Below are 21,807 nucleotides of genomic sequence, written 5' to 3'. Positions count from 1 at the left end.
CGTCGCGAAGGGCGGGCCCGCACCCCCGTGGGGTGCGGGCCCGCCCTTCGCGGTGCCTCACACGTGTTCCACGGCCGCGTCCAGCAGCCAGTCGACCAGGTAGCCGGCGAAGGAGGAGCGCACCAGCACCCAGAACCCGGCCCTGGTCTCGTCCCGTGCCACCAGGACGACCTGGGTGCGGGCCAGCGTGGTCTGGGCGCAGCGGCCGGGGCCGAAGGCGCGGGGGTGGAGGTCCAGGGCGCAGCCGTGGGCGAGCAGGTCACGGGCGCGCGGGCCGCCGACGAGGAGGGTGGTGCGCTGGGCGGAGACGTCCGTGACGGTGACGGCGGCCTCCGCGTCCCCGGCGGCCGTGCGGATCCGGCTCTCCAGCTCCCGCTCGGTGCCCGGCCGGCCCACCACCAGCCATTCGTCGGGGCCGAGCCAGACCGCGGTCACCTCTCCCGCGTGCACCACGGTGTCGGGTTCCAGGGGCAGTTGCACGCCCAGGGCCAGCCCGACCGCGTCCGCCGCAGGGCTCTTGGCGTCGAGGCGGACGTTCACCTGGGCCAGGAACGGGAGTTCGGCGAGGCGGAGCGCGCCCCGGGAGGAGCGGGTCACGGCGGCCAGCCGGGGCGAGGCGTCGGCCAGGGGGCTGCGCCGGGATGCGGTCGGGGCGGTGTCAGCCATCGCGGCGGGCTCCCTCGGGGTCGTAGAGAACGGGGCTTGCGACGGTCACCGGCAGCAACTGTGCGCCGACGGGGGCGTAGAGGCGTTCCCCGATGCGGTCCCGGCCGCCCTTGACCAGGGCCAGCGCGAAGGTCCGGCCGAGGGCGGCGCTGCGGTAGCTGGAGGTGACGTGGCCGAGCATCGGCACGGGCGGCGGGGGCAGTTCGCTGTCGGCGACCAGGTGCGTGCCCTCCGGGAGGAAGGCGGCAGGGTCGTCGGTGAGCAGGGCGACCAGGTGCTTGCGGTCGGCCCGGACGGTGTCGGCACGGGCGTAGGAGCGCTTGCCGATGAAGTCGGGCTTCTTCTTCGACACCGCCCAGCCCATGCCGAGATCCTGCGGGGTGACGGTGCCGTCGGTGTCCTGGCCGACGATCGGATAGCCCTTCTCGGCACGCAGGACGTGCATGGTCTCGGTGCCGTACGGGGTGATGCCGTACGGGGCGCCCGCCTCGTGGAGCGCCTCCCAGAGCGCGACCGCGTGCCACGGCGACACGTTGATCTCGTAGGCGAGTTCGCCGGAGAAGCTGATCCGGCAGACGCGGGCGCCGAGGCCGGCGACGGTGGTGTCCCGCCAGGCCATGAACGGGAAGTCGTCGTTGGACACGGCCAGTTCGGGCGCGAGCGAGCCGAGGACGGCGCGGGAGCGGGGGCCGACCAGCGCGACGGTCGCCCAGTGCTCGGTGACCGAGGTGCAGTGCACCCGCAGGTCGGGCCACTCGGTCTGCAGCCACTCCTCCATCCAGTCCAGGACGGCCGCCGCGTTGCCGGTCGTGGTGGTGACCAGGAACCGGTCGGGGGCGAGCCGGATGACGGTGCCGTCGTCGAACACCATCCCGTCCGGGCGGCACATCACGCCGTAGCGGATCATGCCGACCTTCAGGGTGCTCATCATGTTCGTGTAGAGCAGGTCGAGGAAGCGCCCGGCGTCCGGGCCCTGGACGTCGATCTTGCCGAGCGTGGAGGCGTCCATGAAGGCCACGCCCTCGCGGGCGGCACGGCACTCGCGGAGCACGGCGGTCTCCATGTCCTCGCCGTCCTGCGGGTAGTACCAGGGCCGCTTCCACTGCCCGACGTTCTCGAACAGCGCGCCGTGCCCGGCGTGCCAGCCGTGCAGGGCGGTCGTACGGACCGGGTCGAGGAGCGTGCCCCGGTCGCGCCCGGCGAGGGCGGCGAAGGAGACGGGGGTGTACGGCGGGCGGAAGGTGGGCAGGCCGAGCGCCGAGACGTCCACGCCGAGGAGTTCGGCGACGACCCCGCTCGCCAGGAGTCCGCCGGTCTTGCCCTGGTCGTTGGCGGTGCCTGCCGTGGTGTACCGCTTGGTGTGCTCCACCGAGTGCAGGCCCGCGCCGGTCGCGCGGGTCAGGTCGGCCACGGTGACGTCGCGCTGGAGGTCCACGAAGCGGGGGGCCTCGCCGGGGACGGTGAAGACCGGCATGGGCGGGGTGTACGGCTGTGCGGCCACGGCGGGGAGGGCGGGGGTCCCGGCGGTGTAGCCCTCCGCCTCCACCGCACGGGTGCCGGCCGCCGTGCCCTGGACGAGGGCCGTGGCGAGGTCGAACGCCCCGTTCGCGGCGCCCACCGCCTCCACCGCCTGACGGCAGCCGTCGGGCACGAACGTGCCGAGCGCCTCGTCGTGGCGGAGCTTGCCGCCTGCCTGGCTGAACAGGTGGGCGACGGGGTTCCAGCCGCCGGAGACGAGGAGGAGATCGGCGGCGAACTCCCGCTGCGCGAAGGTGGGTTCGGGGCCGTACGGGGCGACGGTCACGGCGGTGAGGCGGGCGCCGCCCGTGGTGCCGGTGACCGCGTGGCCCGCCAGCACCTCGATGCCGGCCGACCTGGCGCGTGCGGCCCACTCCCCCGGGTCGGGGCGCGTGTCGACGATCGCCGCGACGGTCGCTCCGGCCGCGGCGAGGTCGAGGGCGGCGGCGTAGGCGCTGTCGTTGGTGGTGAACACGACGGCTCGGCGGCCGGGCAGGACCGCGTAGCGGTGCAGGTACGTGCGGGCCGCGGCGGCCAGCATCACCCCGGGCCGGTCGTTGTCGCCGAAGGCGACGGAGCGCTCGTGGGCGCCGGTGGCGAGGACGACGTGCCGGGCACGGATCCGCCAGACGCGTTCGCGGGAGACGTGCGGCGGGGCGGCGGCGCCGAGGTGGGCGGTGCGGCGCTCCACGGCGAGGAGGTGGTTGTCGTCGTAGTGGCCGAAGACGGTGGTGCGGGGCAGGACGCGTACCTCGGGGGCGGCTTCCAGGCGGGCGCGGGTCGCGGCGACCCAGTCGAGGTGCTCGCCGCTGCCGAGCAGGCTGCCGCCGGGTTCCGGCTGGTCGTCGGCGAGGATGACGCGGGCGCCGGTGGTGGCCGCAGCCGCTGCCGCGGCGAGGCCGGCGGGGCCCGCCCCGACGACCAGGACGTCGCAGTGGGCGTGTACGGCGTCGTACCGGGCCGGGTCGGGGGTGGTGGCGAGGCGGCCCTGGCCGGGGAGGCTGGTGGCGACGAGGCCGTCGTGGAGTTCGACGGTGGTCGCGGGGAGCATGGGTTCGGGGAAGGGGGCCTCGATCTGCACGACCGCGTTGGGTTCCTCGACGCCGGCGGAGAAGATGCCTCGGGGGCGGCCGAGCCTGATGCTGGTGGCGGCCTGGACGACGCCGTTGGCGAGGAGGGCGGAGGCGAGGGTGTCGCCGCGGTAGCCCTGGTATTCGGTGCCGTCGAAGGTGAAGGTGAGGGGGGTGGTGCGGTCGATCCGGCCGCCGGTGGGGGTGCGGTGGGATTGGTCGCCCCCGCCGCCCCTGCCCGTCCCGTCCTGAAGGGGCGCTGCCCCTTCCACCCCGCTGGGGGCTGCGCCCCCAGACCCCGCTTCGGCCTGAACGGCCTCGTCCTCGAACGCCGGACGGGCTGAAAGCAGCGGCGTCGGCCGAGAAGATCCTGCCGGACGGGCAGGCTTCGGTGGGCGGGGCTGGCCGGTCGCCGGGCGTGGCTCGCCCGGGCGGTACGTCGTCAGGATTTCGTTCGTCGACGTGTCGCGTACCGCGTTGAACCATCGCCGGCAGCCTGCCGCGTGGCTCCAGCGCTCCGCGAAGGGGCCCTTGGGGTTGTCGCGGAAGAACAGGTACCGCGCCCACTCCTCGTCGGTGAGGGAGGCCGGGTCCTCGGGGTAGGCGACGTGCGCCTGGCCGCCGTAGTGGAACTCGGTCTCGTCGCGGGGCCCGCACCACGGGCAGGGGATGAGCAGCATGGTTGGGCTCCCTAGTGGGCCACCGCGGCCGCGCCGTGCTCGTCGACGAGCGCGCCGGTGGTGAAACGGTCGAGCGAGAAGGGGGCGTTGAGGTGGTGGGGGCTGTCGTGGGCGATGGTGTGCGCGTAGACCCAGCCGACCCCGGGGGTGGCCTTGAAACCGCCTGTTCCCCAGCCGCAGTTGAGGTACAGGTTGCCCACCGGGGTGAGGCCCACGATCGGTGAGGCGTCGGGGCTGACGTCGACGATGCCGCCCCAGGTGCGCAGCACGTGGGCGCGGGCGAAGACCGGGAAGAGTTCGAGGGCCGCCGCCATCTGCTCCTCGATGATGTGGAACGCGCCGCGCTGGGTGTAGGAGTTGTACGCGTCGATGCCCGCGCCCATCACCAGCTCGCCCTTGTGCGCCTGGCTGACGTAGACGTGCACCGCGTTGGACATGACGACGGTGGGGTGGACGGGTTCCAGGAGTTCGGAGACGAGGGCCTGGAGCGGGTGGCTCTGCAGGGGGAGGTCGATGCCAGCCATCGCGGCCAGGACCGAGGTGTGGCCGGCCGAGCACAGGGCCACCTGGCCGGCCGCGATCGGGCCGAGGTTCGTGCGGACGCCGACGACCCGGCCGCCCACCACGTCCAGCCCGGTGACCTCGCAGTTCTGGATGATGTCGATGCCGGCCGCGTCCGCGGAGCGGGCGAAGCCCCAGGCGACGTAGTCGTGTTTGGCGATGCCGGCGCGCGGCTGGTAGGTGCCGCCGAGGACCGGGTAGCGGACGTCGGGTGAGGTGTTGACGATCGGGCAGACCTCTTTGACGCCGTCCGCGTCGAGCCACTCGGCGTCGACTCCGTTGAGGCGGTTGGCCTCGACCCGGCGGACGCTGTCGCGCACGTCCTGGAGGCTGTGGGCGAGGTTCAGGACGCCGCGCTGGGAGAAGAGGATCGGGTAGTCGAGTTCCTCCTCCAGGCCCTCCCAGAGTTTCAGGGCGTGTTCGTAGATGCCCGCGCTCTCGTCCCACAGGTAGTTGGAGCGGATGATCGTGGTGTTGCGGGCCATGTTGCCGCCCGCGAGCCAGCCCTTCTCCAGGACGGCCACGTTGGTGATGCCGTGGTTCCTGGCCAGGTAGTGGGCGGTGGCGAGGCCGTGCCCGCCGCCGCCGACGATGACGACGTCGTACGACCGCCGGGGCTCGGGGTTGCGCCAGAGGAAGTCCGGGTGGTCGGGGAGGTCGGCGCCTGGGGTGTGGGGGCTCATCGGACGGCTCCGTCGGGCGAGTGGGCGTGCGAGAGATGGGGGTAGAGCGGGTGCCGTGCGGCCAGTGCCTCGGTGCGGGCGCGCAGGGCGGGTACGTCCGGCTCGGGCTGGAGGGCGCGGGCGATGACGTCGGCCACCTCGGCGAAGTCCTCCGCCGTGAAGCCCCTGGTGGCCAGGGCCGGGGTGCCGATGCGCAGGCCGGAGGTGACCATGGGCGGGCGCGGGTCGAAGGGGACGGCGTTGCGGTTGACGGTGATGCCGATCGCGTGGAGGAGGTCCTCCGCCTGCCGGCCGTCCAACGGCGACTCCCGCAGGTCGACCAGGACGAGGTGGACGTCCGTGCCGCCGGTGAGCACCTTCACCCCGGCCGCCGCCGCGTCGGGTCGCGTCAGGCGCTCGGCGAGGATGCGGGCGCCGGCCAGGGTACGGGCCTGGCGTTCGGCGAACTCGGGGGTGGCCGCGACCTTGAAGGAGACGGCCTTCGCGGCGATGACGTGCTCCAGCGGGCCGCCCTGCATCCCGGGGAACACCGCCGAGTTGATCTTCTTGGCGAGCTCGGCGTCGTTGGTGAGGACGACCCCGCCGCGCGGTCCGCCGAGGGTCTTGTGCGTGGTCGTGGTGACCACGTGGGCGTGCGGGACCGGGCTCGGGTGCAGCCCCGCCGCCACCAGGCCCGCGAAGTGCGCCATGTCGACCATGAGCAGGGCCCCGACCTCGTCGGCGATCCGGCGGAAGGCCGCGAAGTCGAGCTGCCTCGGGTACGCCGACCAGCCCGCGATGATCATCTTCGGCCGGTGTTCCTTGGCGAGCCGCTCCACCTCGTCGAGGTCCACGAGGTTGTCGGTCTCGGCGACGTGGTACGGCACGACGTTCAGCATCTTGCCGCTGTAGTTGAGGCGCATGCCGTGGGTGAGGTGGCCGCCGTGCGCGAGGTCGAGGCCGAGGATCGTGTCGCCGGGCTTCAACAGGGCGAAGAGGACAGCCGTGTTGGCCTGGGCTCCCGAGTGCGGCTGCACGTTGGCGAAACCGGCCCCGAAGAGCGACTTGACCCGCTCGATCGCCAACCGCTCGGTGACGTCGACGTGTTCGCAGCCGCCGTAGTAGCGGCGGCCGGGGTATCCCTCGGCGTACTTGTTCGTCGCCACCGACCCCTGCGCCTCCATCACGGCGACGGGCGCGAAGTTCTCGGAGGCGATCATCTCCAGGGTGGACTGCTGCCGCTCCAACTCGGCACGGAGCGCCGCATGGACTTCGGGGTCGAGCTCGGCCAGGGGCGTGTTCAGCGCGTTCATATGAGGTCCGTGATCCTTTCAACGACTCTGGCGAGGCGCCCCGTCAGGGGCGCTGGGGGTCCCCCCGGCCGGAGGCTGGGGGAGGAACTGCGCGACCGGCCACGACGAACACGCAGCCGAACGACAACACACCTCACCCACGAAGACGACTCATCGCCGGATCGAACAACGGCTCCTCGGCCACCACCGCGTCCACGCGCTGGTCGAAGTACCCGATCTGCACCCCGGTCCCCGGCACCGCCAGCTCCGCCGGCAACCACGCGTACGCGATCCCCTTGCCGATCGTGTAGCCGTACGCCGCGCTGGTCACGTAACCCACCGCACGCTCACCGTCGTAGACCGGCTCCTTGCCCATCACCACGGCGGCCGGGTCCTCGATCGTGAGGCAGCTCAGCCGGCGCCGTACCTCCGCCCCGCGCCGCTCCAGCGCGGTCTTCCCGACGAAGTCGCCCTTGTCGGGCTTGACGGCGAACCCGACGCCGGCCTCGTAGGGGTCGTGCTCGTAGGTCATGTCGGTGCCGAAGGAGCGGTAGCCCTTCTCCAGCCGGAGGCTGTTGAAGGCGCCGCGGCCCGCGATGATCCCGCCGAGCGGTTCGGCCGCCTGCCAGAGGGTGTCCCACAGCTTCAGCCCCTGGTCGGCGGTCGTGTACAGCTCCCAGCCGAGTTCGCCGACGTACGACAGCCGCATCGCGGTGACCGGCACCGAGCCGATGTAGGCGCGCTTGGCGCGGAAGTACTTGAGGCCGTCGCCCGAGAAGTCCTCGTCGGTGAGGGGCTGGAGGACCTCACGGGCAAGGGGACCCCACAGGCCGATGCAGCAGGTGCCCGGGGTGATGTCACGGACCTGGACCGTGCCGTCGACGGGAAGGCGGCGCGCGAACCAGTCGAGGTCGAGGTTGCCGTTGGCGCCGACCTGGAAGAGGTCGCGGGCGAGGCGGGCGACGGTGATGTCGCTGCGGATGCCGCCGTCGTGGTCGAGGAGCAGCGTGTACGTCACCGAGCCGACGGACTTGGCGACCTTGCCGGTGACCAGGCCCTCCAGGAAGTCGGCGGCGCCGGGGCCGCTCACCTCCAGGCGCTTGAGGGCCGTCATGTCGTACATCGCGACGGTCTCGCGGGTGACCTGGGCCTCGGCGCCGACGATCGGGGACCAGTAGCGGGCGGCCCAGTCGTTGGGGGTGGGGATCGAACGGCCTTCGACGAGGCCCGCGTTGGCCTCGTACCACTGGGGGCGCTCCCAGCCGTTGGCCTCCAGGAAGAACCCGCCGTGGGCCTGCTGGCGGGCGTGGAAGGGGCTGGTGCGGATCGGGCGCGGCTTCCCGGACGGCTGGAGGGGGTGGAGGATGTCGTAGACCTCGACGAAGTTCTGGCAGTCGCGGGCGAGGACGTACTCGGGGGCGAGCTGGTGCGTCTCGAAGCGGTTGACGTCGCACTCGTGCAGGTCGAAGGACGAGCAGTGGCCGTCGACCAGCCATTCGGCGACCGCGCGGCCGACGCCCGCGGAGTGGGTGACCCAGACGGCCTCGGCGACCCAGAAGCCCTTGACGTCCGGGGACTCGCCGAGCAGCGGGTAGCCGTCGGTGGTGAAGGAGAAGAGGCCGTTGATGCCCTCCTCGATCTTGGCCTCGCGGGTCGCGGGGAGGAGGGAGCGGGTCTCGGTCCAGGCGTCCTCGAAGTCCTCCTCGGTGAACTTCAGGACGGAGGGCATCTGGTCGGCCTCGTCGACGGAGAGGATGTCGTCGGCGGAGACCGGCATGGGGCGGTGGCCGTAGGAGCCGATACCGAGGGCGTCGAAGCGGTCGCGGTAGTAGAGGTCGGCGTCCTGGTGGCGCAGGATCGGGCGGACCGCCTCCTCGGTCTGGCCGGCGAGGGCGGGAACCGGGCCGGTCCAGGCGAGCTGGTGGGCGAGCGGGGTGAGCGGGAGGTTCATGCCGACCATGCGGGCGATCCTCGGGCCCCAGATGCCGGCGCAGCAGACCACGATGTCGGCTTCCAGGTCGCCCTGGTCGGTGCGGACGCCCGTCACCCTGTCGTCGGCCTGGAGCACGTCGAGGACCTCGTGGCGGGCGAGGAAGCGGACGCCGCGTCCGGTGGCGCGGCGGATCTGGGCCTCGACGGCGAGGACGGCCTTGGCGAGGCCGTCGGTGGGAACGAGGAGACCGCCGAGGACCCGGTCGGGGTTGACCAGCGGGTGCTGCTCGACGCACTCGTCGGGGGTCAGCAGGCGCGCCTCGATGCCCCAGGCGGTGATCCAGCCGTGGCGGCGGTGGAGTTCGGTGAGGCGCTCGGGGGTGGTGGCCACTTCGAGGCCGCCGACCTGGAGGAAGCAGGGCCGGCCGTCGACGTCGAGGGAGCAGAACTTCTCGACGGTGTAGCGGGCCAGCTCCGTCATGGTCTTCGAGGGGTTCGTCTGGAAGACCAGTCCCGGGGCGTGTGAGGAGGAGCCGCCGGTGGCCGGGAGGGGGCCCTGGTCGACCACGGTCACCTCGGTCCAGCCGCGTGCGGAGATCTCGTCCGCGAGGGCCGCTCCCACGACGCCCGCTCCGATGATGACCACTCGGGGTCCCGCCATCGCCCAACCTCCGAACTTGAGACCGGTGCAGTTGCTTTGTGCGCAACGTGATTCAGGCTGCGCAACTCAATGTGCCCGTCGCCGAGGAGGGGTGTCAAGGGGGCGGCGACCCGGCGGAACAGCTCCCGGAGCGGCCCGGTCGCGGCCGGAAAGCGGCAACGCCCGGCGGGCGGCGCGCACAGCTGCGCACCGCCCGCCGGGCGTCCCGGAACGACTGCTCTCGCGGCCCTCGCTACGTCAGCCGGACTTCAGCCAGGCCTTGACCTTGTCGGGGTTGGCGTCGACCCACTTCTTGGCCGCCGCGTCGTCCGACATCTTGTCCACCGCGATGTACTTGGCCACGGTGTTCTGGTCGTCGTTGGTCCAGTTGAAGTTCTTCACCAGGTCGTAGGCCGGGCTGCCCGACTTGGCGAAGCTCGCGCTGACGATCTTGTCGAGGTCGTAGACGGGGTAGTCGCAGGCGACCTTCGCCGCGTCGGCGTCGCAGCCCGTCGTGTACGCCGGGAGGGAGACCTTCTTCAGCGGCACCTCGGACAGGAACCACTGCGGTTCGTAGAAGTACCCGATCAGCCACTGCTTGTTCTTCTCGGCCGTTCTGAAGGCCTGGATGAGCGCGGTCTCACTGCCCGCGTACACCACCTTGAAGTCCAGCTTCAGATTCTTCACCAGGGCCGCGTCGTTGGTGACGTACGACGGGTCGCCGTCGAGGAGCTGGCCCTTGCCGCCCGACTCGGACGTCTTGAACTCGGACGCGTACTTGTCGAGGTTCTTCCAGTCGAGGATGTCGGGGTGCGCCTTGGCCAGCCACGGCGGCACGTACCAGCCGATGATGCCCTTGTTGCCGGTGGAGCCGGCCTCGACGGCCGTCTTCTGGCCGGTGACGTACTTCTTCTTCAGGTCGTCGTGGCCCCAGTTCTCGAGGACGGCGTCGACCTCGCCGGTCCCGAAGCCCTGCCAGGCGATCTCCTCCTTGAGGTCCTTCTTGGTGACCGTACAGCCGAGGTCGTGCTGCGCGACGTACGCGACGACCGCCGCGTCCGCCTCGTAGCCCACCCAGGGGTTGACGGCCAGGTTGAAGGTGCCGCACTTGCCGCCGGAGGACGTCGAGCCGGCGGAACTGCTGTCGCCGACCTTCGCCCCGCCGCAGGCCGTGAGGGTGAGGCCGAGGACGGCCAGGCCGGCCGCGCCGGCTCGCCAGTGTTGTGCCATGGTGTCGAGCTCCTTATGCCCTGGTGCGTCGTGCCGCAGCCTGAGTGATCCGGTCGAACATGACTCCGAGCAGTACGATGGCGAGCCCTGCCGCCAGCCCCTTGCCGTACAGCTCGCTCTGCGAGAAACCGGCCACGACGTCGTAGCCGAGGGCGCCCGCTCCTACCAGGCCGCCCAGCACAACCATCGACAGCACGTAGATCAGGCCCTGGTTGGTCGCGAGAGTCAGGGCGCCGCGTGCCATCGGCAGCTGGACCTTGGTGATGATCTGCCAGGTGTTGCACCCGGCCGAGGTGGCCGCCTCCACGGTGGACTCGGACACGTTCCGCACCCCGTCCGCGATGATCTTGATCGCCACGGGTGCCGCGTAGACGACGCCCGCGATGATCGCCGTGAAGCGGGTGGCGCCGAAGAGCGCCAGGAACGGTACGAGATAGACGAACGGCGGCATGACCTGCGCGGCGTCCAGGGTGGGCCGGATCAGCCGGTCCGCCAGCGTGCTGCGGCCCATCCACACGCCGAAGACGACGCCGGCCAGCATCGTCAGGACGGTGGCCACGACGGTCGAGGCGAGGGTGGTCATGCTGTCCGACCAGAGTCCGGTGCCGACCAGCAGCCCGACGCAGGCGCCCGCCGTCACCCCGGCCCGCCAGCCGCCGAGGACCGCGCCGAGCGCGACCAGGACGGCACCGACCAGCCACCACGGGGAGTCGGTGAGGAGGGTCTGGAAGGGGTTGAGCAGGCCGTTGGTGACGGCGTCCCGCAGGGCGTTGGTGAGGCCGAAGAGATGGTCCTGAAGCCAGGTGGACGCGGTGTCGGCGGCGCTCGCGATGTGGCTGCCGACGGTGCCGTCGCCGGGGAACTCGGCCGCCCAGACGTAGGTGTGGGAGAGGTAGACCAGGACGGCTGCGGCGATCCCGCCCGCTCCGAGCAGTGGGCGCCGCCACTTCGCGAACCGTCCGTCCGAGCGGCGGGTCTCGGTGCGGGCGGCGGCGGCCGTGGTGACCCGGTCGAGCACGATGGCCATGACGACGATGGCGAGGCCCGCGTTGAAGGCGGTGCCGACGTCGAGCGACTGGAGGGCCTGGACGACGGTCTTGCCGAGGCCGGGCGCGTCGATCAGGGCGGCGATGGTGACCATGGCCAGGGCGGCCATGATGGTCTGGTTGACGCCCACGACCACCGTGCGCTTCGACATCGGCAGCAGCACCTTCACCAGTTGCTGCGCGCGGGTGGCGCCGAGTGAGTCGGCCGCCTCGACGGTGGTCTCGGGGACCGAGCGGATGGCGTACGCGGTGATGCGGATGGCGGGCGGCGCCGCGTAGATCACCGTGGTGATGACGGCGGAGGCGCCGCCGATGAGGAAGATCAGGGTGAGCGGAGCGAGGTAGACGAAGGTCGGCATCGTCTGCATGAAGTCCAGGAAGGGCGTCATGATCCGGTTGAACCGGTCGGAGAGCCCCGCCCACACGCCGAGCGGGATGCCGATCAGCAGGGCCACCAGGACCGCCGACAGGGTCAGCGCCAGGGTGTCCATGCTCTCCTGCCACAGGCCCTGGAGCCCGAAGAAGGTGAACCCGGCGACGGCCAGGAGGGCGACCCGCCAGTTGCCCACCGCCCAGGAGACGTAGCCGGTGACGCCGACGACACCGAGCCAGCCGATCTGCGGGACCGGGCGGCCGTCGGTGGGCTGGGAGATCAGGGACTGGACGAAGGTGACCAGGTTGTCGATGACCAGCCGGATCTCGTTGAAGAAGTAGAGGAAGACCGGGTTGGAGTTGCGGTTGGCGCCGATGCTGTCGTTGACGTCGTTCAGCCAGCGGTGCAGGCCGGTGAGGTCGGCGGCGGCCAGGGTCAGCGTCTGCCGGCCCCGGAAGGCGGCGAAGAGCACCAGCCAGACGACCAGGATCGCCGCCACCACCATCGGGCGGCTCATCTTCCTGCGCAGCGTCGCGACCGGCGCGGTCGCGTCGGCGACGGCGGCCATCAGGCGCCGCCGTCCTGCCCGGCGACGACCGCGAGGATCTCCTCGTCGCCGACGATGCCGAGCAGCTTGCCGTTCTCGACGACCTTGACCGGCTTCTCGGCGGCGAGCACCGCACGGGTCGCCTCGCGTACGACCACGTCCGGGCCCAGCTCCGGTCCGTCGAGGGCGTCGTCGGGCTCGGCCGGCCGCATGATCCAGCGCAGGGTGAGGACGTCACCGCGCGGCACGTCCTTGACGAAGTCCCGTACGTAGTCGTCCGCCGGAGCGCCCACCAGCTCGTCGCCGGTGCCGCACTGGACCGTCCTGCCGTCCCGCATGATCAGGATGCGGTCGCCGAGCTTGAGCGCCTCGGAGAGGTCGTGGGTGATGAACACCATGGTCTTGCCGACCTCGTGGTGCAGCCGGATGACCTCGCTCTGCATGTCGCGGCGGATCAGCGGGTCGAGCGCGGAGAACGGCTCGTCGAAGAGGAGGACGTCCGGGTCGCCGGCCAACGCCCGGGCCAGGCCCACCCGTTGCTGCATACCGCCGGAGAGCTGGTCGGGGTAGGAGTTCTCGTACCCCGCGAGGCCCACGAGTTCGACGGTCTCCATCGCGCGTTTCACGCGTTCGGCCTTGCCCATGCCCCGGATCTCCAGGCCGAACGCCACGTTCTCGACGACCTTGCGGTGCGGCAGCAGGCCGAAGTGCTGGAAGACCATGGAGAACTTGCTGCGCCGCAGCTCGCGCAGGCGCCGGGCGTCGGCGTCCCGGATGTCCTCGCCCTCGAAGACGATCTCGCCGGCGGTGGGTTCGATCAGCCGGGTCAGGCATCGCACCAGGGTGGACTTGCCGGACCCGGACAGGCCCATGACGACGAAGACCTCGCCGGGCGACACCTCGAAGCTGACGTCCCGGACGGCGGCGGTGCAGCCGGTGCGATCCATCAGCTCGCGGCGCGTGAGGCCGCACAGCTCCTCGGAGCCCGGCACCTCGTCGGCCTTCGGCCCGAACACCTTCCACAGCCGGCGCACGGAGATGACCGGGGTGCGGTCCCGGGATTCCTCGGACGTGTCGCGCCGCTGCGACGCCTCGGTCTGGGCTGGGGGCATGGTGGGGACCTCTCTTCGGCGTCAGCCGCGGAACCAGTGCTGCGGCCGGGGTTGGATGTTCTGCCAGACGTGCTTGGGCTCTCGGTACTCGTCCAGGCCGGTCGGTCCCAGCTCGCGGCCCACGCCCGAGTGCCCGAATCCACCCCATTCCGCCTGCGGCACATAGGGGTGGTAGTCGTTGATCCACACGGTGCCGTGGCGCAGCCGGCGGGCGACCCGCTGGGCCCTGCCCGCGTCCTGCGTCCAGACGGCTCCCGCGAGGCCGTACTCCGTGTCGTTGGCGATGCGGACGGCGTCGTCCTCGTCCCGGAAGCGCTCCACGGTGAGCACGGGTCCGAAGGACTCCTCGTGCACCACGCGCATGTCCTGCCGGCACTCGTCGAGGACGGTGGGCGGGTAGTAGAAGCCGTTGGCCAGCGCGGGGTCGTCGGGGCGCGCGCCGCCGCAGCGCAGTACGGCGCCCTCGGCGATCCCCGCGGCGACGTACGCCTCGACCTTCTCGCGGTGCTGTGCGGAGATCAGCGCCCCGGTCTCGGCCTCGGGGTCGAAGGGGCCGCCGAGCCGGACGAGCCGGGCGCGGCGCACGACCTCGTCGACGAAGGCGTCGTGGATCGGGTCCTCGACGATCAGCCGCGCCCCGGCCGAGCAGACCTGGCCCGAGTGCAGGAAGACGGCGGTGAGCGCGAAGTCGACCGCGGTGTCGAAGTCGGCGTCGGCGAAGACCACGTTGGGGTTCTTGCCGCCGAGTTCCAGGGCGACCTTCTTCACCGTGGCGGCGGCGGTGGCCATGAGGTGCCGGCCGGTGTGCAGTCCGCCGGTGAAGGAGACCATGTCGACGGCCGGGTGCTCGGCCAGCGGTGCGCCCGCCTCGGCTCCGGCGCCCAGGACGAGGTTGGCGACGCCGGCCGGGAGTCCGGCCTCCTCCAGGGCCTTCATCAGGAGGATCGCGGTCGAGGGGGTCAGCTCGCTGGGCTTGAGCACGATGGTGTTGCCCGCCAGGAGGGCCGGGGCGACTTTCCAACTCGCTTGCAGCAGCGGGTAGTTCCAGGGAGTGATCAGTCCGCAGACGCCGACGGGTTCGTAGGTGACCCGGCTGAGCGCGTCGTCGCGGCCGGTGTCGACCACGCGTCCCGCGCTGGTGCCGGCGATACCGCCGTAGTAGCGGAGGCAGGAGACGACGTCGGCGATGTCGTACTCGCTCTCCACCAGGCGCTTGCCGGTGTCCAGGGACTCGGCGCGGGCGAACTCCTTGGCGTCGCGCTCGATGATGTCGGCGGTGCGGAGCAGCAGCGCGCCGCGCTCGCGCTCGGGGGTGTGCGGCCAGGGGCCCTCGTCGAAGGCCCGGCGGGCCGCGCCGATCGCCGCCTCCGTGTCGGGGCGGGTCGCCTCGGAGACCGTCGCGACGAGGGTGCCGTCCGCCGGACAGCGGATCTCACGGTGGCCGCCGGCCACCGCCGCGCGCCATTTCCCATCCACATACAGATCTGCCACGGCCGCGCCCTTCGAGCCCGAATTCGTTGCGCATTGTGCATTGGATTGCTTTTGGTGGAACACCCTGACCGAATGCACCGACAGCCGTCAAGGGCTCCGCGTATCCCGATTCGGCCGCGAAAACGGCGTCCTCGGGGGTGGGTCAGCCGCCCAGCCGGTCCAGCAGCGCACGGCGCCACCGTTCCGTCTCGGCGACCTGGTTGAAAGTGAACAGATGGAGGCCCGCCACGCCCGCGGAAGGGACGGTGAAGGCCGCCGCACCCCGGGCGAGCAGCCGCTCGGGGTCGTACCCGCCGGGCGTGGCGAACCGCAGGAACCAGGAGGCGTGCCCGGTGAGGAAGCGGGTCGACTCCCCCACCCCGATCTTCGTCGCCATGGACAGCAGCTTGGCCCGCTGGACGGGCCCGGCGACGCCGACGTACACGGGCAGGGCGACGTCACGGCGCCGGATCCGGGTGAGCCAGTCGCCGAGCACGCGCGCGTCGAAGCAGAGGTTGCTGACGATGTAGGTGGCGTGCGTCCGCTTGTCCCACATCGCCTGGATGGTGAGGTCGTCGTGGATGAGGGGATGGCTCTCCGGGTAGCCGGTGATCCCCGTCCGCGCGAAGGGTCTGCCCAGCTCGGTGAGGCGGCGCAGCACCGGCAGGGCTCCCTCGTACGTCCCGGCGGGCGGATCGGCGTCGCCCGCCGGGACGAAGAGGTCGTCGACGCCGGCCGCGCGCAGCCGCTCGGTGACGTCCTTGAGATGCGTGTCGTCGCGGAGCAGGCGCCCCGGGACGTGCGGGACGACCCGGTAGCCGTGCGCCGTGAGCCGCTCGGTGAGGGCGAGGGTCGGCTCCAGGCCCTTGACCGGCGACGCCGTGACCGTGACCACGACGTCGTGGGGCACGTGGGCGAGGACCTTCTCCTCGGTCTCCCGCGTCGGCAGCACCTCGTAGCGGACGTGGGCGAGCAGCGCCCGCAGGTCCTCGGCGCCCATGGCGGTCTACCCGGCCTGTTTCTGGGCGTCGCGGAGCCGGTAGTACACGGCCTTGGAGGGCGGCAGCGGCTCCTTGCCGAGGATCAGGTCGGCCGCCTTCTCGGCGATCATCATCACCGGTGCGTAGATGTTGCCGTTGGTGACGTACGGCATCACCGAGGCGTCCACCACCCGCAGTCCTTCGACGCCGTGCACCCGCATGCTCGCCGGGTCGACGACGGACATCCCGTCGGTGCCCATCTTGCAGGTGCAGGACGGGTGCAGGGCGGTCTCGCCGTCCTTGGCGACCCAGGCGAGGATCTCCTCGTCGGTCGCGACGGAGGGGCCGGGTGAGGTCTCGCCGTCGTTGTAGGGGGCGAGCGCGGGCTGGTTGAGGAGGGTGCGGGCGACCCTGACCGCCTCGACCCACTCGCGGCGGTCCTGCTCGGTGGAGAGGTAGTTGAAGCGCAGGGCCGGGTGCTCACGCGGGTCCCTGCTCCTGATCTTCACCGAGCCGAGGGCGTCGGAGTACATGGGGCCGACATGGACCTGGTAGCCGTGGCCGCCGGCCGGCACCGAGCCGTCGTAGCGGACGGCGATGGGCAGGAAGTGGAACATCAGGTTGGGGTAGTCGACGTCGTCGTTGCTGCGGCAGAAGCCGCCGGCCTCGAAGTGGTTGGTGGCGGCCGGGCCCTTGCGGAAGAGCCACTGGAGGCCGATGAAGGGGGCGCGCCACTTCGCCAGGTACGGCTGCACCGAGACGGGCTGCTTGCAGGCGTACTGGATGTACACCTCCAGATGGTCCTGGAGGTTCTCGCCGACGCCGGGCAGGTCGTGGACGACGTCGATGCCGAGGGCGGTGAGTTCCTTCGCGTTGCCGATGCCGGAGAGCTGGAGCAGCTGCGGGGAGTTGAGCGCGCCGCCGCAGAGGATGATCTCCTTGGCGTGGACCTGCTGGAGGGCGCCCCTGCCGCGCCGGTACTCGACGCCGACGGCCTTCTTGCCCTCGAAGAGGACACGGGTGACCAGGGCGCGGGTCTTCACGGTGAGGTTGGGCCGCTTCCGGGCGGGCTTGAGGTAGGCCTTGGACGCCGACAGCCGCCGTCCGCGGTGCACGTTGCGGTCGAACTTGGCGAAGCCCTCCTGCCGGTAGCCGTTGACGTCGTCGGTGGGCGCGTAACCCGCCTCCTCGGTGGCCTTGAGGAAGGCGGAGAAGAGCGGGTTGGTGGCCGGTCCGCGCTCCAGGACCAGCGGGCCGTCGTGGCCGCGGAACTCGTCGTCCGGGTCGGCGGCGAGGCAGTTCTCCATCCGGCGGAAGTACGGCAGGCAGTGCGCGTAGTCCCAGCTCTCCATGCCGGGATCGGCGGCCCAGCGCTCGTAGTCCATCGGGTTGCCGCGCTGGAAGATCATGCCGTTGATGCTGCTGGAGCCGCCGAGCACCTTGCCGCGGGCGTGGTAGATACGGCGACCGCCCATGTGCTGCTCGGGCTCGGACTCGTACTTCCAGTCGTAGAACCGGCTGCCGATGGGGTAGGTCAGCGCCGCCGGCATGTGGATGAAGACGTCCCACGGGTAGTCGGGGCGGCCCGCCTCCAGGACGAGCACCCGGTTGCCGGGGTCCGCGGAGAGCCGGTTCGCCAGTGCGCTGCCGGCCGAGCCGCCGCCGACGATGACGAAGTCGTACTGCAAGGGAGCCATGGTGCCTCGTCTCGCTCGCGCCGTCGATTGCGCGGCATGCTAGTACGGGTATCGCTATACGCACCAGGTTGCGAACAACGCAACTTGTAAGATCTTTGTTCACATCGCGTTACTTGGAGTGCGTTGTTTACTGCGCGTATAGTTTCGCTATGAGCAACTTCAGTCCGGATACCGAAACGAACGGCTCATCTTCTGGCGGCGTGCAGTCCGTCGACCGCGCCATCAGCGTCCTGGAGATCCTGGCCCAGCGCGGCGAGGCGGGGGTGAGCGAGGTGGCCGCCGAGATCGATGTTCACAAATCGACCGCGTTCCGGCTGCTCGGCGCCCTGGAGGCGCGCGGTCTCGTGGAGCAGTCGGGCGAGCGGGGCAAGTACTCGCTCGGCTTCGGCATCGTACGCCTGGCCGGCGCCGTGACGGGACGCATCGACGTCACCCAGCAGGGCCGGGCGGTGTGCGAGCGGCTGGCCGAGGAGATCGGCGAGACGGTCAACATCGCGGTGATGCAGGAGCACTACGCGATCAACCTCTACCAGGTGCGCGGCGCCGCCGCGGTCAGCGCGCACAACTGGGTCGGCCAGCTGACCCCGTTGCACGCGACCTCCAGCGGCAAGATCATGCTGGCCCACGTGCCCGCCAAGGAGCGCGCCGCGCTGATCTCGGACGGGGGGCTGAAGAAGCTGACCCCGCACACCATCTCCTCGAAGGTGAAGCTGGAGAAGAACCTCGCGGAGGCCCGGGAGCGCGGTTACGCCTGGACGCTGGAGGAGCTGGAGATCGGGCTGCACGCGATGGCCGCGCCGATCCGGGACCGGGACGGGGTGGTCATCGCCTCCATCAGCGCGTCCGGGCCGTCCTACCGGTTCACCGAGGAGCGCATGCACGAGCTGGCCCCGGTGCTGGTCAAGGGCGCGGAGGAGATCAGTCACCGGATGGGGTACCTGGGCTGAGCGCTCCGCGGGACGTGCCGTGATGCGCCGTCGATCGTCCGCGGCGCCGTCATGGCCGGTCGCGCGGTTCCTCCCCCAGCCTTCGGCCGGGGGGTACCCCCAGCGCCCCTTCGGGCGCGGGCACCGTCATTCCGGCTGCCGGGTGCCGAGGCGCTCGGCGATCCAGTCGTGGAAGGCGCCGATGTGGTGCTCGCTGGGCACCAGCACCCCGCCCTTGGCGTACAGCCGTGAGCTCATGCCGGGCTGCGTGCGTTCGCAGGCCTCGAAGTCCTGGCGGTTGACCCGGTCGAAGAGCTCCACGGACCGGCTGACGTCCTTGCCGCTCTCGACGACGTGCGGGAGGTAGAGCCAGTCGCACTCGACGATCGTCCGGTCGACGGCCACCGGGTACATCCGGTGGAATATCACGTGGTCCGGCACCAGGTTGATGAACACCTGCGGCTTGACGGTGATCGCGTAGTACCGCCGGTCCTGGTCCGCCGAGACCCCGGGAATGCGGTCGAGCCCCTCGGAGCCGTCGACGGTGAAGCCCTGGACGTCGTCGCCGAACTCGGCGCCGTGCCCGACGTAGTACTGGGCCGCGTAGCCGTCGGCGAACTCGGGCAGCACCTCGGTGAGTTCGGGGTGGATGGTGGCGCAGTGGTAGCACTCCATGAAGTTCTCGATGATGAGCTTCCAGTTGGCCTTCACGTCGTAGACGATCCGCCGGCCGACGGCGAGGTCCTCGACGCCGTAGCGCTCGATCGACTCGACGTCGCCCAGCCGCTCGACCGCCGCCCCGATCACGTCCTCCTCGAAGGACGGCGGGTTCTCCGCGAGGCACACCCACACATAGCCCAGCCACTCCCGGACGGCCACGTCCACCAGGCCGAACTCGGTACGGCCGACGTCGGGCATCTTGGTGAGGTTGGGCGCGGCGACGAGCTTGCCGTCGAGGCCGTAGGTCCAGGCGTGGTACGGGCACTGGAAGGCACGAGCGACCTCGCCGCTCTCCTCGGTGCGGAGCTTGGCGCCGCGGTGCCGGCAGACGTTGAAGTACGCGCGGATCGACCGGTCCCGGGCCCGGGTGACGAGGATGGACTCGCGGCCCACGTCGACGGTGCGGAAGGCACCGGGCTTCGGCAGGTCGGCCGCGCGGGCCACGCAGAACCACATCGTCTCGAAGATGCGCTCCTGCTCCTGGGCGAAGATCCCGGGATCGGTGTAGGCGGAGCCGGGGAGGGTGGCGATGAGGCTGTCCGGCAGGCTGGTCGAGGTCACGGTGCACTCCTCGGAGAACGTCGTGGATCGGTGGGGTGGCGCGGGCGCCGGGTCAGGACGCGGCGGTGCCGAACTGCTTGCGTGCCCGGGTGAACAGCCGCGGCTGGTTCATCCCGAGCACGGCGACCTGCCGGCCCGCCCGCCGGTACACGGCGAGGAAGCTGCGGTCGTCGGTCGAGCCCTGCTCGACCGTCACGCTGTCGGCCCCGGCGGCGTGACCGACGAACTGGATCTTCACGCCGTACTGGTCGGACCAGAAGTACGGCGGCCGGGGCACTCCCGGTTCCCGCGCGCCGTGCGCGAGCAGCGTGGCGACGGCGGTGTCCGGCCGCTCCAGCGCGCCGGTCCAGTGCTCGACCCTGCGGTGGGTGCCGGTGTGCGGGTCGTACCAGTTGGCGCAGTCGCCGACGGCGACCACCCCGGCCACGCTGGTGCGTCCGTCGGCACCGCACTTCACGCCGTTGTCGAGGGCGACGCCTGAGCCTTCCAGCCACTCGACGCAGGGGCTGGCCCCGACGCCGACGACGACGGTGTCTGCGGGCACGCTGCGCCCGTCCGCGAGCAGGACCGCCGTCACCCGGCGCTCACCGCTCAGCCCCTTCACCCCGACCCCGCACGACAGCCGTACCCCGTGGTCGGCGTGGAGCGCGGAGACGACGGCGCCCATGGCCTCGCCGAGCGGTCCGGCCAGCGGGGCCGGGGCCGCCTCGATCACGGTGACGTCCAGGCCGAGGGCGTACGCGGTGGAGGCGACCTCCGCGCCGACGAACCCGCCGCCTATCACCACCAGCCGGCCGCCCTTCGCGAGGTCCTCCCGCAGCGCGCGGGCGTCGTCGAGGGTGCGCAGCGTGTGGACCCCGGCGAGCCCCTCGGTGCCGGGCAGGGTACGGGCCGCGGCGCCGGTCGCGACGACCACGCCGTCGGCGCGGACCTCCCTGCCGTCGGCGAGCCGGACCGCCCGCCGGGTGCGGTCGAGACCGACGGCCCGGGAGCCGAGCAGCCACTCCGCCCCGAGCTCCTCGTCGTCGCGCTCCAGCGCGAGATCCGCCTCGCCGAGGGCGCCGGCCAGGAACTCCTTGGACAACGGCGGCCTGTCGTACGGGCGGTGGGGTTCGTCGCCGACGACGACCAGCCTGCCGTCGTACCCCCGCTGCCGCAGCGAGCGCGCGGCCGAGAGTCCGGCCAGCGAGGCGCCCACCACGGCGACGGTCCTCACGCCGCGCCCCCGGCGAGGCGGGCGCTGACGCACGGCGGCAGGTTGGGCGCGTCGGCGGAGAGCCGGACGAAGACCGTTCCGTCCTCCACGACGACCTCGTGGGTGCGCACCGGGCGCTTGGCCGGGGGTGCGTCCACGGCGCCGGTGCGCAGGTCGAACTTGGAGGCGTGCAGGGGGCATTCCACCTCGCAGCCCTCCAGCCAGCCGTCGGCGAGCGAGGCGTCCTGGTGGGTGCAGGTGTCGTCGATGGCGAAGAGCTCGCCGTCGTCGGTGTGGAACACCGAGACGGGCGGGTCGATGTCGAGCCGGTGGGCCTCGCCTCGCGGCAGATCCGCGAGACGGCACGCGGGAATCATCATGACACCTCGGTGCGTATAGCGAAACGGATTGCGGTTAGCGCAACGTCAGTCTGGGGGCCGCCGCGAAGCGTTGTCAAGGAGTTCATCCGCCGGTTTGCACGGGTCACGGCCGTGCTCCCAGGGGCACGCCGAAGCGCCCTCGAAAGCAGGCGTGAGCAGGGCGAACAGGCCCTGTGCGAGGTGCGGGTACGGCCCTGCCCCGGTGCCGTGACCGGGGCAGGGCCGCTTCGCGGGCGGGCGGTCAGAGACCGCGGCCGTCCGTCACAGGAGCACCACCGAACGCAGCACGTCACCGTGGTGCATGCGCTCGAAGGCCTTCTCCACCTCGTCGAGCTGGATCGTCTCGGTGACGAAGGCGTCCAGCGGCAGCCGCCCCTGGAGGTGGAGGTCGATGAGCATCGGGAAGTCCCGGGAGGGCAGACAGTCCCCGTACCACGACGACTTGAGGGCGCCACCGCGGCCGAAGACGTCGAGCAGCGGGAGTTCGAGCTTCATCTCGGGGGTGGGCACGCCGACCAGGACGACGGTGCCGGCCAGGTCGCGGGCGTA

The 21,807-nt window shown here is 71.5% G+C and carries 15 protein-coding genes and 1 pseudogene; 1 reads left to right on the top strand and 15 read right to left on the bottom strand.

What is annotated here, in order from left to right:
- Positions 1-57 precede the first annotated feature (57 nt).
- From AB0D74_RS38515 to betA, 11 genes are all read right to left on the bottom strand, one after another.
- Positions 58-666 (bottom strand): sarcosine oxidase subunit gamma family protein, encoded by a 609-nt coding sequence (locus AB0D74_RS38515; RefSeq protein ID WP_362597511.1) that lies wholly within the window; start codon positions 664-666, stop codon positions 58-60.
- Positions 659-3,934 carry a sarcosine oxidase subunit delta family protein gene (locus tag AB0D74_RS38510; RefSeq protein WP_362597508.1) on the bottom strand — a complete coding sequence of 1,092 codons (3,276 nt, stop codon included), beginning with the start codon at positions 3,932-3,934 and terminating at the stop codon, positions 659-661. The genes AB0D74_RS38515 and AB0D74_RS38510 overlap by 8 nt, the downstream gene beginning before the upstream one ends.
- Before the next feature lie 11 nt (positions 3,935-3,945).
- Positions 3,946-5,178, bottom strand: coding sequence for a sarcosine oxidase subunit beta family protein (locus AB0D74_RS38505; RefSeq protein WP_362597505.1), 1,233 nt, complete (start codon positions 5,176-5,178; stop codon positions 3,946-3,948).
- On the bottom strand, positions 5,175-6,470 hold the full coding sequence (gene glyA / locus AB0D74_RS38500; RefSeq protein ID WP_362597502.1) for a serine hydroxymethyltransferase: 1,296 nt from the start codon (positions 6,468-6,470) through the stop codon (positions 5,175-5,177). The genes AB0D74_RS38505 and glyA overlap by 4 nt, the downstream gene beginning before the upstream one ends.
- Before the next feature lie 133 nt (positions 6,471-6,603).
- On the bottom strand, positions 6,604-9,042 hold the full coding sequence (locus AB0D74_RS38495) for an FAD-dependent oxidoreductase (RefSeq protein ID WP_362597499.1): 2,439 nt from the start codon (positions 9,040-9,042) through the stop codon (positions 6,604-6,606).
- A 237-nt stretch (positions 9,043-9,279) separates the two neighbouring features.
- Positions 9,280-10,251, bottom strand: coding sequence for an ABC transporter substrate-binding protein (locus tag AB0D74_RS38490; protein ID WP_362597496.1), 972 nt, complete (start codon positions 10,249-10,251; stop codon positions 9,280-9,282).
- A gap of 13 nt (positions 10,252-10,264) precedes the next feature.
- Positions 10,265-12,238, bottom strand: coding sequence for an ABC transporter permease subunit (locus tag AB0D74_RS38485; RefSeq protein ID WP_362597493.1), 1,974 nt, complete (start codon positions 12,236-12,238; stop codon positions 10,265-10,267).
- Positions 12,238-13,329 (bottom strand): glycine betaine/L-proline ABC transporter ATP-binding protein, encoded by a 1,092-nt coding sequence (locus AB0D74_RS38480; RefSeq protein ID WP_362597490.1) that lies wholly within the window; start codon positions 13,327-13,329, stop codon positions 12,238-12,240. Before AB0D74_RS38480 ends, AB0D74_RS38485 begins: the two co-directional genes overlap by 1 nt.
- A 21-nt stretch (positions 13,330-13,350) precedes the next feature.
- The gene (locus AB0D74_RS38475; RefSeq protein ID WP_362597487.1) at positions 13,351-14,820 is read right to left on the bottom strand and encodes an aldehyde dehydrogenase family protein; all 1,470 of its coding nucleotides are present in this window, start codon (positions 14,818-14,820) and stop codon (positions 13,351-13,353) included.
- Positions 14,821-14,962: 142 nt separating this feature from the next.
- Positions 14,963-15,799, bottom strand: a complete 837-nt coding sequence (locus AB0D74_RS38470; RefSeq protein WP_362597484.1) for a 5,10-methylenetetrahydrofolate reductase — start codon at positions 15,797-15,799, stop codon at positions 14,963-14,965.
- Between the two features lie 6 nt (positions 15,800-15,805).
- Complete coding sequence (gene betA / locus AB0D74_RS38465) at positions 15,806-17,476, bottom strand: choline dehydrogenase (RefSeq protein WP_362597481.1); 1,671 nt, start codon at positions 17,474-17,476, stop codon at positions 15,806-15,808.
- A 149-nt stretch (positions 17,477-17,625) separates the two neighbouring features.
- Between betA and AB0D74_RS38460 the strand changes: the two genes are divergently transcribed.
- Positions 17,626-18,423, top strand: coding sequence for an IclR family transcriptional regulator (locus AB0D74_RS38460; protein ID WP_362597478.1), 798 nt, complete (start codon positions 17,626-17,628; stop codon positions 18,421-18,423).
- A gap of 126 nt (positions 18,424-18,549) precedes the next feature.
- On the opposite strand, the gene AB0D74_RS38455 is transcribed toward AB0D74_RS38460, so the two are convergent.
- The 4 genes and pseudogenes from AB0D74_RS38455 to AB0D74_RS38440 all read right to left on the bottom strand — a co-directional run.
- Positions 18,550-19,683 (bottom strand): aromatic ring-hydroxylating dioxygenase subunit alpha, encoded by a 1,134-nt coding sequence (locus AB0D74_RS38455; protein WP_362597475.1) that lies wholly within the window; start codon positions 19,681-19,683, stop codon positions 18,550-18,552.
- Between the two features lie 52 nt (positions 19,684-19,735).
- A complete protein-coding gene (locus tag AB0D74_RS38450; protein ID WP_362597472.1) occupies positions 19,736-20,899 on the bottom strand; it encodes an FAD-dependent oxidoreductase in 1,164 nt (387 codons plus the stop codon).
- Positions 20,896-21,258 carry a bifunctional 3-phenylpropionate/cinnamic acid dioxygenase ferredoxin subunit gene (locus AB0D74_RS38445; RefSeq protein WP_362597469.1) on the bottom strand — a complete coding sequence of 121 codons (363 nt, stop codon included), beginning with the start codon at positions 21,256-21,258 and terminating at the stop codon, positions 20,896-20,898. The genes AB0D74_RS38450 and AB0D74_RS38445 overlap by 4 nt, the downstream gene beginning before the upstream one ends.
- A 261-nt stretch (positions 21,259-21,519) precedes the next feature.
- Positions 21,520-21,807: pseudogene (locus tag AB0D74_RS38440) on the bottom strand (S-(hydroxymethyl)mycothiol dehydrogenase); the annotation flags it as partial.

Source organism: Streptomyces sp. NPDC048278, assembly GCF_040652195.1.
Taxonomy (GTDB): domain Bacteria; phylum Actinomycetota; class Actinomycetes; order Streptomycetales; family Streptomycetaceae; genus Streptomyces.
Note: the sequence above shows the minus strand (reverse complement) of the source record. Positions and strands in the feature narration are given on the sequence as shown.

Coding starts and splice junctions, on each gene's coding strand:
- AB0D74_RS38515 (WP_362597511.1), bottom strand. CDS start 666: ATGGCTGACACCGCCCCGACCGCATCCCGGCGCAGCCCCCTGGCCGAC.
- AB0D74_RS38510 (WP_362597508.1), bottom strand. CDS start 3,934: ATGCTGCTCATCCCCTGCCCGTGGTGCGGGCCCCGCGACGAGACCGAG.
- AB0D74_RS38505 (WP_362597505.1), bottom strand. CDS start 5,178: ATGAGCCCCCACACCCCAGGCGCCGACCTCCCCGACCACCCGGACTTC.
- glyA (WP_362597502.1), bottom strand. CDS start 6,470: ATGAACGCGCTGAACACGCCCCTGGCCGAGCTCGACCCCGAAGTCCAT.
- AB0D74_RS38495 (WP_362597499.1), bottom strand. CDS start 9,042: ATGGCGGGACCCCGAGTGGTCATCATCGGAGCGGGCGTCGTGGGAGCG.
- AB0D74_RS38490 (WP_362597496.1), bottom strand. CDS start 10,251: ATGGCACAACACTGGCGAGCCGGCGCGGCCGGCCTGGCCGTCCTCGGC.
- AB0D74_RS38485 (WP_362597493.1), bottom strand. CDS start 12,238: ATGGCCGCCGTCGCCGACGCGACCGCGCCGGTCGCGACGCTGCGCAGG.
- AB0D74_RS38480 (WP_362597490.1), bottom strand. CDS start 13,329: ATGCCCCCAGCCCAGACCGAGGCGTCGCAGCGGCGCGACACGTCCGAG.
- AB0D74_RS38470 (WP_362597484.1), bottom strand. CDS start 15,799: ATGGGCGCCGAGGACCTGCGGGCGCTGCTCGCCCACGTCCGCTACGAG.
- betA (WP_362597481.1), bottom strand. CDS start 17,476: ATGGCTCCCTTGCAGTACGACTTCGTCATCGTCGGCGGCGGCTCGGCC.
- AB0D74_RS38460 (WP_362597478.1), top strand. CDS start 17,626: ATGAGCAACTTCAGTCCGGATACCGAAACGAACGGCTCATCTTCTGGC.
- AB0D74_RS38445 (WP_362597469.1), bottom strand. CDS start 21,258: ATGATGATTCCCGCGTGCCGTCTCGCGGATCTGCCGCGAGGCGAGGCC.